Source organism: Roseibium sp. AWQ4_290 (assembly GCF_056160985.1).
The window spans coordinates 13,110-28,148 of sequence record NZ_JBSWYG010000037.1 but is presented as its reverse complement, the minus strand read 5'-3'; the positions used below and the strand labels follow the sequence as shown (position 1 = coordinate 28,148).

The 15,039-nt window shown below is 57.7% G+C and carries 14 protein-coding genes; 3 read left to right on the top strand and 11 right to left on the bottom strand.

Annotation, left to right across the window (positions count from 1 at the left end):
- Window positions 1-132: 132 nt before the first annotated feature.
- From ACXAH0_RS24605 to ACXAH0_RS24570, 8 genes are all read right to left on the bottom strand, one after another.
- The gene (locus ACXAH0_RS24605; protein WP_475195851.1) at window positions 133-615 is read right to left on the bottom strand and encodes a hypothetical protein; all 483 of its coding nucleotides are present in this window, start codon (window positions 613-615) and stop codon (window positions 133-135) included.
- Window positions 616-710: 95 nt separating this feature from the next.
- The gene (locus tag ACXAH0_RS24600) at window positions 711-863 is read right to left on the bottom strand and encodes a hypothetical protein (RefSeq protein WP_475195848.1); all 153 of its coding nucleotides are present in this window, start codon (window positions 861-863) and stop codon (window positions 711-713) included.
- Between the two features lie 549 nt (window positions 864-1,412).
- A complete protein-coding gene (gene argE, locus ACXAH0_RS24595; RefSeq protein WP_475195845.1) occupies window positions 1,413-2,585 on the bottom strand; it encodes an acetylornithine deacetylase in 1,173 nt (390 codons plus the stop codon).
- A 130-nt stretch (window positions 2,586-2,715) separates the two neighbouring features.
- On the bottom strand, window positions 2,716-3,789 hold the full coding sequence (locus tag ACXAH0_RS24590) for a hypothetical protein (protein ID WP_475195842.1): 1,074 nt from the start codon (window positions 3,787-3,789) through the stop codon (window positions 2,716-2,718).
- A gap of 40 nt (window positions 3,790-3,829) precedes the next feature.
- Window positions 3,830-5,104 (bottom strand): arsinothricin biosynthesis radical SAM protein ArsL, encoded by a 1,275-nt coding sequence (arsL, locus tag ACXAH0_RS24585; RefSeq protein ID WP_475195839.1) that lies wholly within the window; start codon window positions 5,102-5,104, stop codon window positions 3,830-3,832.
- Window positions 5,105-5,211: 107 nt separating this feature from the next.
- Window positions 5,212-6,309, bottom strand: a complete 1,098-nt coding sequence (locus tag ACXAH0_RS24580; protein ID WP_475195837.1) for a methyltransferase domain-containing protein — start codon at window positions 6,307-6,309, stop codon at window positions 5,212-5,214.
- An 82-nt stretch (window positions 6,310-6,391) separates the two neighbouring features.
- A complete protein-coding gene (locus ACXAH0_RS24575; protein WP_475195835.1) occupies window positions 6,392-7,582 on the bottom strand; it encodes a GntT/GntP/DsdX family permease in 1,191 nt (396 codons plus the stop codon).
- Window positions 7,583-7,691: 109 nt separating this feature from the next.
- Window positions 7,692-8,258: an N-acetyltransferase family protein gene (locus ACXAH0_RS24570; RefSeq protein ID WP_475186210.1), complete on the bottom strand. Its 567-nt coding sequence runs from the start codon at window positions 8,256-8,258 to the stop codon at window positions 7,692-7,694.
- Between the two features lie 360 nt (window positions 8,259-8,618).
- Here ACXAH0_RS24570 and ACXAH0_RS24565 point away from each other — a divergent pair, with 360 nt between their 5' ends.
- From ACXAH0_RS24565 to ACXAH0_RS24555, 3 genes are all read left to right on the top strand, one after another.
- Complete coding sequence (locus tag ACXAH0_RS24565; protein ID WP_475195833.1) at window positions 8,619-9,494, top strand: LysR substrate-binding domain-containing protein; 876 nt, start codon at window positions 8,619-8,621, stop codon at window positions 9,492-9,494.
- A gap of 132 nt (window positions 9,495-9,626) precedes the next feature.
- Window positions 9,627-10,145: an arsenate reductase (azurin) small subunit gene (locus ACXAH0_RS24560; protein WP_475195832.1), complete on the top strand. Its 519-nt coding sequence runs from the start codon at window positions 9,627-9,629 to the stop codon at window positions 10,143-10,145.
- Between the two features lie 21 nt (window positions 10,146-10,166).
- Complete coding sequence (locus tag ACXAH0_RS24555) at window positions 10,167-12,677, top strand: arsenate reductase (azurin) large subunit (RefSeq protein ID WP_475195831.1); 2,511 nt, start codon at window positions 10,167-10,169, stop codon at window positions 12,675-12,677.
- Between the two features lie 161 nt (window positions 12,678-12,838).
- Here ACXAH0_RS24555 and ACXAH0_RS24550 read toward each other — a convergent pair whose 3' ends face one another.
- The 3 genes from ACXAH0_RS24550 to ACXAH0_RS24540 are packed head-to-tail and all read right to left on the bottom strand — an operon-like array spanning window position 12,839 to window position 15,016.
- Window positions 12,839-13,387: a regulatory protein RecX gene (locus ACXAH0_RS24550; protein ID WP_475195829.1), complete on the bottom strand. Its 549-nt coding sequence runs from the start codon at window positions 13,385-13,387 to the stop codon at window positions 12,839-12,841.
- Complete coding sequence (locus ACXAH0_RS24545; RefSeq protein WP_475195826.1) at window positions 13,377-14,213, bottom strand: MBL fold metallo-hydrolase; 837 nt, start codon at window positions 14,211-14,213, stop codon at window positions 13,377-13,379. The genes ACXAH0_RS24550 and ACXAH0_RS24545 overlap by 11 nt, the downstream gene beginning before the upstream one ends.
- Window positions 14,210-15,016: a TatD family hydrolase gene (locus ACXAH0_RS24540; protein ID WP_475186196.1), complete on the bottom strand. Its 807-nt coding sequence runs from the start codon at window positions 15,014-15,016 to the stop codon at window positions 14,210-14,212. The genes ACXAH0_RS24545 and ACXAH0_RS24540 overlap by 4 nt, the downstream gene beginning before the upstream one ends.
- Window positions 15,017-15,039: the final 23 nt, after the last annotated feature.

Sequence of the window (15,039 nt, the reverse complement as noted above, 5' to 3'; positions counted from 1 at the left end):
GCCGACCACAAGATCAATCGCATCAACGAACTCATGCCTTGGTGTTACGCTGCAAAAGCAGCGTAACAGAGCGCCTGGCCGCCATGAAGACCGGCTTCACCGGGCGGACACAAATGATCTTCAAGCATTGACTTAAAAACGAACCGATCGGTTGTGGAAATATTTAGGCGTCCGAACACGCTCACACTCTGCAAAATCCGCAGAAAACTGGATGTAGAGCACCTTTAAACGGGGTAATTCAACATCAGTTATTGCGGAATAGCTCGTGAAATCCGCAAGCTTTGTTGCGGCATTTGCGCACGATAAAAATTGTTCGAACGGCCTTTCTTCTAAAAGTGTCGCGCTCCCGTCCATTCGTAGTTCTAAGGCTCTATATTTATAATACTTAGAAGTTGCTTCTAGAAGTAATGAGGCTAATTGAAATAGTTTTTCTGAATCGTATTTCAAGCGTTCACCGCTCTCTATTTTCAGTTCTTTTTTGGTTTTGATCATTGTTGCATAGAGATGCGCCGCTTGAGTGTTAGCTTCATATGAAGAGTTTGAAGACGTTATTGAGTTTTGAGCCGATGCGGAGGTTGAAAGCACACATACCAGTAAGGTCAGAAAACGTCTCATCAATGCTGCCTAAATAGGTAAGAGCGATACACATTCCGCGAATTGGTAGGATAACTTTGCAGCTTGAATGTGTCGCATAGTGGGCTCATCACCATTCAATTCGAACTATTCAGCAGCTTCAATTCCCTTCCGCGCTTTCGGCCGTTTTGCAAAATAATCCGGATCATCAAACAAACGGTGCTGGTTACCTCGTTCTCCTCCAAGATCAGCCGCTTGCGCTCATAGGAAATCGCAAGCTGTGCGGTCACGTAACGCTTCTCCTTTCAGCACAGGATCTCCTGGGGCCGGTCCGGTTCCACATTCAGTGCCCGGTGCAGGTTGTCCGGACGAGCAGGGACCTTGGAAACTGTGCGTTGTAACGTTCCATGAACTGCGGCAAGCAGGCGTTGGCGGCTTCGATCGTGCCGATCGGCCGCCGGTGTTGGCCCGAAATCCTTGTAGCTCTCCCGCATCCTGGGCCAGTACTTCGATCCTGTTCAAGTCACGCTCGCTCATCATCACCCAGCCAATGCCGCTTCTCCCAGCGGTTTTGTCAGAACGAGAAGTGTGACATTCCTGAATAGGCCACGTAACTTTAGACCGGCAGCTACATGCGTTATGCGCATAATCAATATTATGGAATTTTAATTCGCGTAGTTAGATTGCCTCAGTGGTGACAATTGATCTTCGAAGGATTTGGGCCGAGTTACGTGCTCCGGATCGGGCTTAACTGTTTCTCATCGAACAGGACGAGATGTCGATTTCGGACCGCAGCCGACATCCACCTGCCATTGCAGTCACTGGCTATCCTCCACGCCCTACGCTTCCACTGCAAGCCCATCTAAAATGTTACGGATAAACGCCTCACCAGCCGCCAACTGCGCACATGAGATGAATTCATCGGGTTGATGTGCCTGTTCAATTGCCCCTGGTCCGCAGACCACAGTTGAGTAGCCAGCTTCCTGAAACAAGCCAGCCTCACTGCCAAACGCTGCTTTTTCAATGACATTCGTTTCCGCTGCCCGGGTTGTTAACGCTTCCGCGCGCCCCCCGGCCTCCGGCGCAAGCGAGGCCACACGGGCCCGGACTTCGATTGAAATCGACGCTTCTGGCCGGACGCGCTTGAGGTCGGTTTCCAGATCACGCGCAAATGTCCGATAGGCCGATAACCAGCCATCCATATCCTCGCTGGGTAATGTGCGGATATCGACGGGGAATGTGCATTTCAAGGCCGTGATGTTGCCGGCTGTTCCACCCTTGATGCGGCCAACATGAAGCGTGGTGTAGGGCGGGTCAAAGTCTGCGTGACCACCTTCTGTCTCAGCGCAATGGGCATTTTCACGCATGCGGTCATCCAGCCAGGCAACAAGGCGCGCGGCGGCCATAACCGCCGAAACACCCTTATGACACCTGGATGAATGGACCTCATAGCCCTGCACCCGCGTGACCAGCGACCATGTGCCCTTGTGGCCGTTGACGACGCTCAGTTCTGTCGGTTCTCCAACGATGACCGCCTCGGCCTTGGGAAACGCCTCCTTGAGATGGGGGATCAAGCGTGCGGCACCTAAACACCCGACCTCTTCGTCATAACTCAAGGCGATTTGGACCGGCCGCGTCAGTCCAGCCTCAATCATTTGCGGGACCAATGCCAGAGCAACGGCGCAGAAGCCTTTCATGTCGCAGGTTCCGCGGCCGTACAAAGCGCCATTTCTCTCGATCAAAGACCATGGATCTGAGGTCCAAGCTTGCCCCTGGACCGGAACCACATCGGTATGCCCGGAAAGAAGCACGCCTCCCGGCCGATCGGGGCCGATGCTGGCAATCAAAGAGGCCTTGCGGCCACAGGAGCTCGGGATCCGGATCGGCTTCACCCCATGTCCAGCAAGATAGTCACCGACGAATTCGATAAGATCGAGATTGCTGTCGCTGGACACGGTCGGAAAGGAAACAAGCCTCTCAAGCATCTCGACAGGGGTGTATCGAACAGTCATTGGGTTGTGTTCCGTGCTCGTCAGAGAAGTCTGGAGGATCTTGTAAATGGCGTGATTCCGCAGGGGCTGGCGATCCCATCTGCCCGGTCTGCAGGGGTTTCACTCAAAACGATCGGATCAGGCAGCTCTCTCAGCAGTCGCATCCTGGGCCACAGGATTCGTTTTCATCCAGCGCAGCTGACATCACAGCTGGCCCCTGCCCGACCGGAATGCGTCCCTTGGTTTCTCCCGGGTCTCGCGTGACATCCCGGCTGCAATCAAACAGCGGCGCAGCCTCTGGCGCAGGCGGGTCAAGGGCCTTGAGAATGAGAAATGAACCGGCATAGGGCGCACGTTCGAGCACGCCAGCCGTTTTCTCGCACACCGCAATTCGCACACCGCGCGGATAGGTGTGACCGTCATCGTCTTCAACGGATTTCCAAGGGCCAAGATAGACTGCGGCATCCCCCTGATCCAGGCAGATCCCCGCTGTGCCGAGAAAAGCTTCGGCACCGAACAGACGCAGCTCGGCGCCTCCTGAGGTCAAGATGGGCGTTCCCGCCAGTTCGGTCAGGGTCATGCCGTGAAAACCTGCCTGGGCGAGATCTTCAGCTATTTGGATTTCGAGCGGAATCCTTTGCATCTGATAACCCGCGTAGGTCAGCGGGCACTCGCTTCCCGGTTCATCTGCGGCCAGAACGATACACCGAAAAACACCGCCTCTCGTCAGTACCCGTTTGCACTCCGCAAGCGCTGTCCGGAGTTCCGCATCGTCCAAGGTGTTCATGAGGAAGGAGGCTGCGATCCAGCCACATGCCCCGTCCTGGACCCATTTCTGTGCAGCGGAAATACCCGCAGATGCCACGAGAGCCTGCACATCATGCAGATCTTGAAGGCCGCCCAGTGCCTGATCAACGAATTCATCTGTCAATCTCAGATCTGTGGGCTTTCGGCGAGACGATGTGATCGGCGCGCCAGCCAGGCGATCTGTGTCGGGAGTGCGCGTGGACCAGACAACATAGCAAGGCGCCTCAGCCTCCATGATCTCGTCCAGCACCGGGCTGGGCGGATCGATGGAAACACCCTGCCCCGGGTCACCGCGGAACAAAAACCGTGACATCACTTCGGAATAGTCTTCTGCGCTCCACAGCAGCCGATCCCCCGTTTGCGGACTTTCGGCGGCCAGCTTGCGCGACAGCACCAACATGTCTTCAAGCTTGCTCATCCGTTTTCTCCCCCTGCAGCGTCAAGTCAGATGGTCGAGATCAGCATTTCAGGCAGCAGCGCTTGAACTGCCCCTCTTCGACAGGTGTCAAACTGGCAAGGAACAGCTCATCGACCCGGGGGTCGGGATGCTCCCACTCGTAGTAAAACTCGTTTTCTTTCACCACCAAGGGTGCAACGGTTTCGTTGAAAAGCAGCGGCGAGCCCTTGTAGAGATGCAGCCGCGTTTCATACTGCACCGGGTCGACGGCATCGAGCATGTCGGTTTCTTTCAGGAATTCGTAAAACCGGCCGAAATCCTCCAGCGACACCCACGGATTGAACATAATGAACGTGGGGTTGAGAACGATGCCGGATGTCTGGACAATCCGCACGGCGTCGACAAGGTCGCAAACCGTGACCTCCTTGCGGACCTGACGCAGAACCTCGTCTTTCGGAAACTCAAGAGCGGAGGTGATGACGCGCACCCCAAGCCGGTACAGTTCTTCCATCCGGTCCCGGTTTTCCTGAAGGTGATCAACCCGCGTCGTGAAGTCGAAGGTCAGGAACGGATGCCGTTCATGGATGCGCGCGAGAGTGTCGAAACTACGCCGCGTTGCATTGAAGAACTCGGCATCAATAAAGGTCAGATGCTCCATGCCTGCTTCAACAAGCCAATCAATATCGGCCATGATCTCATCTTGGTCACCGAGATTGACCTTGCCATCATAGGCGGAAAATACCGAGCAGTAGGTGCATTTATGGTGGCAGCCCCGGGTCAGTTCGAGCCCGCCGACGACCTTCTCCTCACCCAGGAGTTTGGTCAGGTGCGGTTGCGGGTATTTGTGAAGCGGCGGGGCGGACGTGCGGTGCGGCGTGGACATCTTACCACGCAGTTCCTTCAATTCCATCCGGCGCTCTGGACCGTCAGCACCCCGGCTATGAACATTGATTGTCGGCTCACTGGATCCATTCAACCGGTCGAACAGGGAGACGAGTGGCACCTCCCACTCACCCGAGACCACGTGATCCGCATAGCTGCTGCTGAGATAGGGCGCATTCAGCGTCGCATATTGACCATACATGACAATGTCGGCTTTCGACCCGGTTTCCTTCAGCTGCCCGCAAAGTTGCACGGCCGACGTCAGGCTGTCGAAAAGCGGGACCGGCAGCACGACCGTGTCATAGGCGGCAATCCGCTCCAGGTCGTAGCCGTCGACATAGCCATCAATGAAATCTGTTTCATGGCCCGCATCGCGCAAGGCGGCGAGACCGCTGAGCGCGTTGAGCGGCTGATAACCGCCTTCAAATGTGGACACCAAAACTGAACTGGACATTCGGGTCTCCTTCTAACTTTGATCAGATCGTGCCGGAGTGGCGGCAGGTATCAGAAGTCAAATCGACAGGGAGCGATCGCCGGATGTCCGGCAATATTCCTCAGCGCTCAGGAACAGCAACCTGATTGGCCGCCATCGTCCGGCGTGCCGGAAAGTCCGTTGACGGTTTCGAAAGCTGCAACCAACGGGTCAAGGGACAAAAGGGCGGCCGTCGTCGCGTTCACTGGCGTTGGCTGGCCGCGTTGGAACGTCTGTCCACCCTCCAATTCGACACGTTGAAACGGACCTCGATAGAGCACCGCGCGATCAGCCTCTCCGCAAGCCACGGAAGCCGGTTTATGTGCAGTCACTGTTACTGATCGGAACTCGATATCGTCTACGGTCTTGTCCGGGACAGACATCCGGTTCTCTATGGTCAGCCCGACAAATCCTGCCTTCACAAGAGCACGATAAAAGGCCTGCTCTTCATAGACGCCCGCATAGCAGCCAACCCACAAGTCAGGGTCGTTTCTCAATCTGGCTGGGATAGGCTTGCTCGAGACATTGTCCGACAGGGCAATGCGTCCGCCCGGTTTTAAAATGCGGAAAATTTCTGTCCAGACCCGGTCTTTCTGACCCGTTTCGACGAGATTGATCACACAATTGGAAACGACCAGATCCACGCTTTCGTCCGCAATCAGCGGCTTTTGGACCCGGATATTGCACAGGTCCTTCTCCAGGGCCTCGAAGTCTGCAAAGGATCCGATGGTCCGGCCGGCCAGCGCGACATCGGCGGCCTCGAGATCCAGGGCAAGGTCCTGAATGTGGGCCCGGGCAAATGTCAGATTGGACAGGCCCGTGGCGCGGGTAAATACACTCTGGTTGCGGCGGGCAAGTTCGAGCATATCCGGGTTCATGTCGATCCCGATCACGGCCCCGGTTTTGCCGACCACCTGCGCCAACGCGTAGCAGATTTTGCCGCTGCCGCTCCCCAGGTCCAGGACCACGTCGCCCATGCGCGCAAACCGGGTCGGGTTTCCGCATCCGTAGTCGTGATCAATGACCTCCTGCGGCACATTTTCCAACAGCGACCGGTCTATCCCTCCGGCGCGGCATACGGTGACGGCCTCCAGTCCCATAACGGCGGATTTCGTCGTTGCCCGCTGGCTGTATCCAGCTTGAACAGCTTCCTTCACATCCATGATTACGATCCCCCATCCGTCCATTTCGGGTCCGGACCCAGCAATTGGCATTGTTGTTTCGTGCGATCCTCGTCTGAACGGCATGTGACGCCGGCCCGTTTCCGCTTCACGATGCCATCACCCCGTAAGCGGCAAGCAATATTATCAATCCTATGGCGGCCTGCAGGATCGACCCACCTGCGAGTACCAAAGTTGCTCGCCCCTCGGCGCACTCGGCCAAAGCGCTCTTGCGCACCAACCAGTAGAAGCTGTCATTGGGCAGAATCGCGACAAATGACCCGAGACAGACCGCCAGAACAGCGGCGATGGCGGGCAAGCCGGAGGCGGCCACGATGGGGGCGGCTATCGGTGTGACCGCCGCAAAGGTGGACATGCTGGAGCCCTGGACCACCTTGAAAACGGCCGTCAATGCGAACAGGCTCAAGATGGCCAGCATCCCGTTCTGGCCCTCAAAAAACGACCCGAGCGGAACGGCCAGTATCAGGGCCGCACTCATGGCACTGGCCGCTCCGATGATGACAAGAAGTGAGCCGCTCCGGCGCAGTCCAGATTCCAGACAAGCCCGGCGCTCTCCGCGGGCAATCATGGCCAGGGCGACGAAGGCTGCGCAGATCAGGGCGCCCTTCGGATTGACGAGAAAACCGATCACCGTGTACCCGGAAAAGTCGAAGGCCACGCCCAAGATCAACAATCCGCACAAGATGGCGAATGGCACCAGCACGGCCAACGAACCCTTGGTGCGAACGCCACTTCCAGCGGCAACCTCCGGGGGCTCATCAAAAATGCGGGCAAACACGATACCGACCGCAAACACAGGAACAAACAACGCGGCACAAGCGAGCAACATCCACCCGTCGCTGACGCCAAGGCCAGTGGCAACAATCAGTGGTCCGGCAGGAAAGAGAAGCTTGAACCCTGAAAATGACCCGAAGGCGATTTCAAGCCGTCGGCGCTTGCTCATGGGCGTCAGAGCGGCGTAGGCCGTATCCGGACACACCATTCCAGCCGCAGCAAGCGGCGAAAGACCGACGGACAGGAGCGGCGGCCCCTCCACACGCATTCGGTCGATGGCCGCGGCCAAGGTGAAAGACGGGATCAGGATGAGCGCAAATTCTCCGATCGCAGCACCCCAGCCTGAATTGAATCCGGCCACGATTTCCTTGGCCGGAAGCCCCGTTGCGATGAACAGGCACAGGGTGACCAAAATCATCCAGATCGGAAGCGGCAAATCGGGCAAGATATGGCGCAGTGAAGCCTCGTGAGGACTTGTTGAGTTTACGGAGCTTTCGTTCGCCATATCCGTCATTTCTCACTACTGAACTGTCCGCCAGTGTCTTGGCCTGGCGAGAATGGTCTTGCCGTTTGGCCCTGCCCGGCCGGCCGAAACCGTGGTCGATGGAACCGACCTAAAGACTTTCTTCCGGCATTTTCTCATTCCTGAGGTCTAGCTGCATGTAGACGACATTGATGAAACGGCCGAACTTGAAGCCCAGCCCGGCCGCCATCCCGATATGCCGAAATCCCATCTTGCTGTGGAGACCGATCGAACCTGCATTCTCGCTGTCACCGATGACGGCCATAACGCTGGCATAGCGTCGGCTCTGTCTTGCGTCTTCGAGCAAGGTTTCGAGAAGACGTGTGCCGATGCCGCTTCCGACCCAATCGGGAGACACGTAAACTGTGTCTTCAGCGGTGAACCGGTATGCAGACCGTTCCTTGTGCGGGCCGAGATAGGCGTAGCCCACGATCCGGTCGTCCTGCTCCGCGATCAGGCAGGCGTAATTTCGATCACGAAGAGCCTGAAGCCGCCGCGCCATCTCGTTCGCATCAGGTGCGACCTCTTCAAAGGTTGCCGTGCCATGCAGAACATAGTGGCTATAGATGTCTGAAATTCCGGCCGCATCGTCTGGTTCTGCCAGACGAATATGCGGCTCAATCAGTTGCCGGCCCTGTCGCACGGTCGAAACGGTCATTTTTGTTGCCCTCTCTGCCGTCGGCCTTGCTTTGTCGCCCAACCTGCCGCGCCTCTTCAAAGTCTTTCTGTCAACGCGTACCAACCGGTGAAGGCTTGGTTTTTTGCGCTCACCCAGCAGTGCCCTTCCACCTTCTGCGCCGGCCTCACCGGGTCACAACGGACAAAATCCCTGGTTGTCTTCAATCCGGATCAGACGGGCTCACCGCCGAACTCGGCAGGCGAAATTCACATACAGGCATGAGGTGTTCTGCCTTTTTCTGCAATGATAAGATGTTGAATATTTCAGAAAACCCTGATTATCCTCCGTATCATTATGAGAAAAACTCATACTCTATGGACGAACACGTCGCTTCGCGCATTGCGTGCATTCGAAGCTGCGGCGCGATATGGCAGCTTCACCGCCGCGGCTGAACATCTGAATGTTACGCAAGGGGCTGTGAGCCGGCAGATCAAGGATCTTGAGGCGCTTGTCGGCTACCCGCTTTTTGTCCGGCATGGGCCTCGATTGATCTTGACCGGACGCGGCAAGAATTTCGCCGAAAGCCTTGTGCGGGTATTCGCCGACCTGCAACAGGCCTTCATTGAGACCCAGGGGCGCGAGATTGCCACGACCATCACATTGTCCATGCTTCCAAGCGTGGCTGCGCGCTGGCTTGCGGCCCGGCTGGAGGATTTTGACAGTGCCTTTCCGGAAATCGACCTGAAGATTTCGGCCTCTCGCCACCTGATCGACTTTCGGGTTGAACAGATTGACGGTGCAATCCGGTTCGGTTGCGGAAACTGGCACGATGTGAGCGCTGAATTCATTGGTGCAGAAACCATTTGTCCAATCTGCACGCCCGGCTTCGCCGCGCGGCAGAGACTTAAAGAACCGGCTGATCTGCTGGATGTCCGGCTGTTTCACGGCGATATGTCGGAGGGCTGGCGTGACTGGTTCGGCCATGCAGGCGTTAAAGCGCCGCAAGGCTTGCGAGGCCCTCGCCTCGGCGATGATGCAGCAACGCTCCAGGCGGTGCTGAATGGTCAGGGGGTGGCTCTCGGTCGTACATTACTTGTCGCCGATGACTTGGCCGCTGGCCGTCTTGTTCAGCCTTTTCCCCTGCGACTGCCGATCGAGTTTGGCTACTGGTTCGTGACGCCAAGGCAGGAGCCGGCTCCTACGGATTTTGACAGCGTTCGAAAATGGCTGATCGACCGGCTGCGGGCCAGTTTGGACACCGGCCAGCCCGGCTGATGAACGCGTGCTGAAACCGGCATGCGAGACCGCCGCCAAATGATCCAGTATTAAATCCCCTATTGGTTGTTTATGAATTCTATGCTCTCATTAATAGAATTTTCTGAATAGCAGGATCCAGGGGGCAATGAGATGTCATGTTCGAAACGAATTGGGATCGGGCGGCGGACCTTTCTCAAGGGCGGCGCGGTTACCGCCGCGATGGCGGGCACAAGTGAGCCGGCGATGGCGCAGTCCGGACTGGCCCAAATCCGCTATCCGGCCAGCCGGCTGGCCAATGTCTCCGATCTGGAAACCGATACACCACTTGCGATTACCTACCCGGATGTGGACAGTCCTGGTGTTCTTCTGAAGTTAGGCCAGCCTGTTGAGGGAGGTGTCGGATCAGACCAGGATATCGTCGCCTTTTCAACGCTTTGTCCCCATATGGGGTGGCCACTGGTCTTCCAGGCAGAAGACCGCACCCTGACCTGTCCCGGGCATTTTTCCCGATTTGACTGCGAAGCGGGCGGCCTCCAGATCTGGGGTCATGCGACCCAGAACCTGGCCCAGTTCTGGCTGCGGGTTGACGATCAGGGAGATATCTTCGCCGAAAGCGTCGACGAACAGATCTTTGGGCGTTTGTCCAACACTTTGTGGTCCGGAAGCTGAGCAGCAACGACGGAGGCCGCCATGGCGTTCAAGAGACATGTCGACCGCTTGCCGGTCATTCCCGCCGATGCCAACCAGCACAATGTGACGTGTCACTATTGTATCGTTGGATGTGGCTACAAGGCCTATACATGGCCACTTTCTAAACAGGGAGGGCCGGCGCCAGACGAGAACGTGTTTGGTCTGGATCTGCATGAGCAGCAGGCAATCGAGACAGAGGCCTGGTATGCGCCCAGCATGCACAATGTGGTGCGTCAGGATGGTAAGAATGTGCATCTCGTCATCAAGCCCGACAAGGATTGCGCGGTCAATTCCGGTCTCGGATCGGTGCGCGGTGCGCGCATGGCCGAGAACCGGCGCTCCGATATCACGGGAACGCAACAGCAACGGCTGACGGATCCCTTGATCTGGCGTCATGGGACATGGCAGCCAACCAGCTGGGACGATGCGCTGGACCTAGCGGCACGCGTGACAGCACGTGTGATCGACGCAGAAAATGAGGACGACTTGGTCGTTTCCATGTTCGACCATGGTGGCTCTGCCGGTGGATATGAAAACACCTGGGGCACGGGCAAGCTTTATTTTGATGCCATGAAGGTGCGCAACTGCCGCATTCACAACCGGCCGGCCTATAATTCGGAAGTTCATGCCACCCGCGACATGGGCGTGGGCGAGCTGAACAATTGTTACGAAGATTATCAATTAACGGACACAATCTTCATGGCCGGGGCCAACGCGCTGGAGACCCAGACCAACCTTTTTCTCAACCACATGGTACCAGCACTTCGCGGCGACACGCTCGACCTGAAACGGCGCGAACTGCCCGGAGAAGCGCATGCCCCAGCCCGGTTCGTACTGGTTGATCCGCGGCGGACGGTTACCTTGAATGCCTGCGAACAGATCGCGGGTGCCGAAAATGTGCTGCATCTCCAGATCCAATCCGGAACAGATCTTGCCCTTTTCAACACCCTCTTCACCTATATCGCCGATCAGGGTTGGGTTGACAGCGCCTTCATCGAGCAGGCGACATATTCCGGCGCGATCGCGCAAGCCGAGGACGCCCGCTACCCGGCCGCCTTGGTCAGCTACGAAGCTGCCCGCCAGGCCTGCCGGATATCGCTCTCAGAAGGGGCAAACATTTGCGGCATTGCGGAGGACGCTCTGGTCCTGGCGGCCCGTTGGATTGCCGAACCGAAACCCGACGGCAGCCGGCGCCGGACCGTCTTCCCCTATGAAAAAGGTATCATCTGGGGTAACGACAATTACCGGACCATTGGCGCTCTGGTCAATATTGGGCTCGCGACGGGCAATATCGGACGGCCAGGAGGAGGCGTTGTCCGCCTTGGCGGACATCAGGAAGGTTATGTCCGCCCGTCAGCGGCCCATGCCGGACGTCCCTCAGCCTATGTGGACAATCTCCTCATCGAAGGTGGGGGTAAGGTCCACCACGTGTGGGCGAACGACCATTTCAAGACAACGCTCAACGCTGCAAAATTCAAGCAGATCTACAATCGGCGGACCGCGCTTGTGCGCGATGCGATCGACCGGGCAGCAGGCGCCAGCCGGTCCGAGCTTGTGGACGCGATTGTCGACGCGATCGGTCAGGGTGGTCTGTTTACAGTCTGCGTTGACATTATCCCTAGCCAGATCGGGCAGCAGGGGCATGTCCTGCTGCCAGCTGCAGAATCCGGAGAGATGAACCTCACGTCCATGAATGGCGAGCGCCGGTTGCGTCTGACCGAAAAATACATGGACCCTCCGGGGTCCGCCCTTCCAGATTGTCTGATTGCTGCCCGGCTTGCAAACCGGCTGGAGGCCGTTCTTCGTGAAGACGGCCGCCACAGCTATGCGGCGCTGTTTCAGGGCTTTGACTGGACGCGGGAAGAGGATGACTTCATGGATGGGTACCACACCCATGTCAGCGCCGATGTGACCTATGACCGCTTGCGTGCGATGGGCAATAACGGCGTGCAGGAGCCGGTGACCGGTTACGCAGATGGCCGTTTGACGGGCACGAAGCGCCTCTATGCGGACGGCATTTTTTCGACCGGCGACGGCAAGGCGCGTTTTTGTGCCGCCGGGTGGCGTGGTCTCCAGGCACCGGGCAAACAACAGCAGAAAGAGCGCTATGCCTTTCTCATCAACAATGGCCGCTCCAACCTCCACTGGCAAAACTGGTTCCTGGATCAGGAAAACGACTTTGTGAAAGACCGATTTCCCTTCCCCTTCGTTGAAATGAACCCGGATGACATGGCGGGTCTTGGCGTCGAAGCCGGAGATCTCGTCGAGATCCACAATGATGTTGGTGCGGTGCTTGCCATGACGGTTCCCACGCCAACGGCACGCACTTCGGAAGTGTTCATGGTGTTCGGAGCACCGGGCGGATCTCAAGGCAATCTGGTCGGCCCCGGGGTCAATGAGCTCGTATTGCCGAACTACAAACAGGTCTGGGCCGACATCCGTAAGGCGTCTGATGCCCCCCAAGCGGTCGGACATCTGTCCTTCAAGTCCAAGGAGGCAAAGCTGGGCTAGGACCAGCAGAGCGGTAAAATCCCGATTGGGATGTTAGCCTTTGAGGCCAAATCGGCCTGTTTGCCGCTGCCTGCTAAGAACCCGATTCAATCGTTTCTGGGAATGTACATTAGGTTGCGAGCCTGCATCTTCCTGAATGAAAACGATGCATAAGACCGGCCTTAAGCCTCTCCGGCCGTGTCGTCTGGCAGAGCGTCGAGAACGGTTCTGGCAATGTCAAAGGAAAACCCGGCCCGGCACAAGGCTGCCAGATCCTTATCGCGCCGGTCACCTGCCTCCCCCTTGGCCGGACCGGTCCGGTAGGGCCCCAGCCGTCTACGCCGGGCGAAGGTTCTGGCGGCCTCCAGCTCCGTGCCGCTGCCGGACTGTTCGTCAAGCACAGCTTGGATGGTGTTCCGGTCGACGCCTTTGGCGCTTAACTGGGCTTCGATCTTGCGCCGGGACCCGCCCCGGCGCCGGAGCCCGGCGGTTTTGGTTTCGGCATAGGTCCGGTCGTTGACCATCCCCGAGGCCCGGCACTTTTCCACCACAGCCTCGATCATGGTGATGAAGTCAGCCATATCGCGGCCATGGTGGTGGCAGGCCTTCAGGACCCGCCGTTCCAGCACCTTGCGCAAGTTCGCTGTCGAGGACGCATAGCGTTCCAGATAATGGATTGCGATGCGTGTCAGCCGCTCTTGCGTTGGCAGCTTTGGGGCTTTAGCCGACATGGGCCGTTTGACCGGTGCGGGCCGTCAGGGCGCCCTGCTCCAGACGCATACCGTCAAAAGCCGGTTCGATATGCGCCGGCAGCTCTTCGGCAAGCGTAGCATAATCCAGATCGCAATGAAGGTTCGTGAAGACAGCCTGTACCGGGGCGATACGGGCTGTCCAGTCAAGCGCATCATCCAGGCAAAAATGGCTGGGATGCGGCGAACGGCGCAGGCAGTCCAATATCAATAAATCCAGACTTTGCAGATATTTGAGACTGTTTTCTGAGATATCGGATACATCAGGTATGTAGGCGCTGTTTCCGATCCGGAAGCCGAGCGCCTCGATCTCGCCATGGGTGACGGGGACCGGCTCGAAGGTGAGCGCGCCGCCCGCACCAGTGATCTTGATCGGGTTGTGCGGATCAATCGCTCGGCGCTCCAGAATAGGCGGATAGCTCGACCAGGACGGTGTTTCGAAACAATAGCCGAATGCGGACCGGGCTTTTGTCCATGTCGGTTCATCCATATAGACTGGCAGCCGCGCCCGGCTGAGCAGCCAGAATGCGCGCAGATCATCAATGCCATGGAGATGATCCGCGTGGGCATGGGTGTAAAGCACCGCATCCAGATGGGGCACGTCCGCCGCCAGCATTTGTTCCCGCAAGTCCGGCCCGGTGTCGATCAGAACCCGTGTGCAGCCTGCTTCACTGTGTTTTTCAACCAGAAGAGAACAGCGCAAACGCCGGTTTCGCGGGTTTTGAGGATCACAGGCGCCCCAGTCATTGCCTATACGGGGCACACCTGCGGACGAGCCGCAGCCGAGAATGGTCAGGGTGAGGCTCATTGCGCGGATATCCCTGCCAGGGCGGCCGGCCGTGGCACTTTTCGAAACAGGCGGAAGAAATTCTCCGTGGTCTGCTGGGCGATCTCTTCCGGGGAGACACCGCGTGTTTCGGCCAGAACCGCCGCTGTCATGGCCGTATAGGCGGGCTCGTTGCGTTTGCCCCGCTTGGGCTGGGGCGCCAGATAGGGGGCGTCGGTTTCCACCAGCAGCCGGTCTGAAGGCAGATCCCGGGCGATGGCACGCAGGTCGTCTGAGCGTTTGAAGGTGAGAATGCCGGAGAAGGAGACATACAGTCCGAGTTCGATGCCGGTCAGGGCCAGATCCCGGCCGGACGAAAAACAGTGCAGCAGGGCCGGGAAAGCCCCCTTCCCCATTTCCTCGCGCAGGATTTTGGCCATGTCATCATCTGCATCGCGGGAATGGATGACCAGCGGCAGGCCGGTTTGACGTGCCGCCTCGATATGGATGCGCAGGCCTTCTTCCTGGGCTTCGCGCGGTGCCTTGTCATAGAAATAGTCCAGCCCGGCCTCGCCAATGGCGACCACTTTCGGATGGGCGGCGAGCGCCAGAATGTCTTCCACGGGAATGCCCCGTTCAGTGCCCGCATTGTGCGGATGTGTACCGACCGAGCAATAGACTTCCGGGTGCTGTTCGGCAATGGCGCGGATCTGGTCGAATTTGCGGATATGGGTACAGATCGTCACCATCAGGCCGATCCCGGCGTCTTTGGCGCGGGCGATCAGCTCGGCGCGCTCGCCGTCAAAATCGGGAAAATCGAGATGGCAATGGCTGTCGACTAACATTCAAGATCCTGAATATGGGTTTC

Coding starts and splice junctions, on each gene's coding strand:
- ACXAH0_RS24545 (WP_475195826.1), bottom strand. CDS start 14,213: ATGAGCCTCACCCTGACCATTCTCGGCTGCGGCTCGTCCGCAGGTGTG.
- ACXAH0_RS24560 (WP_475195832.1), top strand. CDS start 9,627: ATGTCATGTTCGAAACGAATTGGGATCGGGCGGCGGACCTTTCTCAAG.
- ACXAH0_RS24555 (WP_475195831.1), top strand. CDS start 10,167: ATGGCGTTCAAGAGACATGTCGACCGCTTGCCGGTCATTCCCGCCGAT.
- arsL (WP_475195839.1), bottom strand. CDS start 5,104: ATGTCCAGTTCAGTTTTGGTGTCCACATTTGAAGGCGGTTATCAGCCG.
- argE (WP_475195845.1), bottom strand. CDS start 2,585: ATGACTGTTCGATACACCCCTGTCGAGATGCTTGAGAGGCTTGTTTCC.
- ACXAH0_RS24605 (WP_475195851.1), bottom strand. CDS start 615: ATGAGACGTTTTCTGACCTTACTGGTATGTGTGCTTTCAACCTCCGCA.
- ACXAH0_RS24590 (WP_475195842.1), bottom strand. CDS start 3,789: ATGAGCAAGCTTGAAGACATGTTGGTGCTGTCGCGCAAGCTGGCCGCC.
- ACXAH0_RS24540 (WP_475186196.1), bottom strand. CDS start 15,016: ATGTTAGTCGACAGCCATTGCCATCTCGATTTTCCCGATTTTGACGGC.
- ACXAH0_RS24570 (WP_475186210.1), bottom strand. CDS start 8,258: ATGACCGTTTCGACCGTGCGACAGGGCCGGCAACTGATTGAGCCGCAT.
- ACXAH0_RS24550 (WP_475195829.1), bottom strand. CDS start 13,387: ATGTCGGCTAAAGCCCCAAAGCTGCCAACGCAAGAGCGGCTGACACGC.
- ACXAH0_RS24580 (WP_475195837.1), bottom strand. CDS start 6,309: ATGGACGGATGGGGGATCGTAATCATGGATGTGAAGGAAGCTGTTCAA.
- ACXAH0_RS24575 (WP_475195835.1), bottom strand. CDS start 7,582: ATGGCGAACGAAAGCTCCGTAAACTCAACAAGTCCTCACGAGGCTTCA.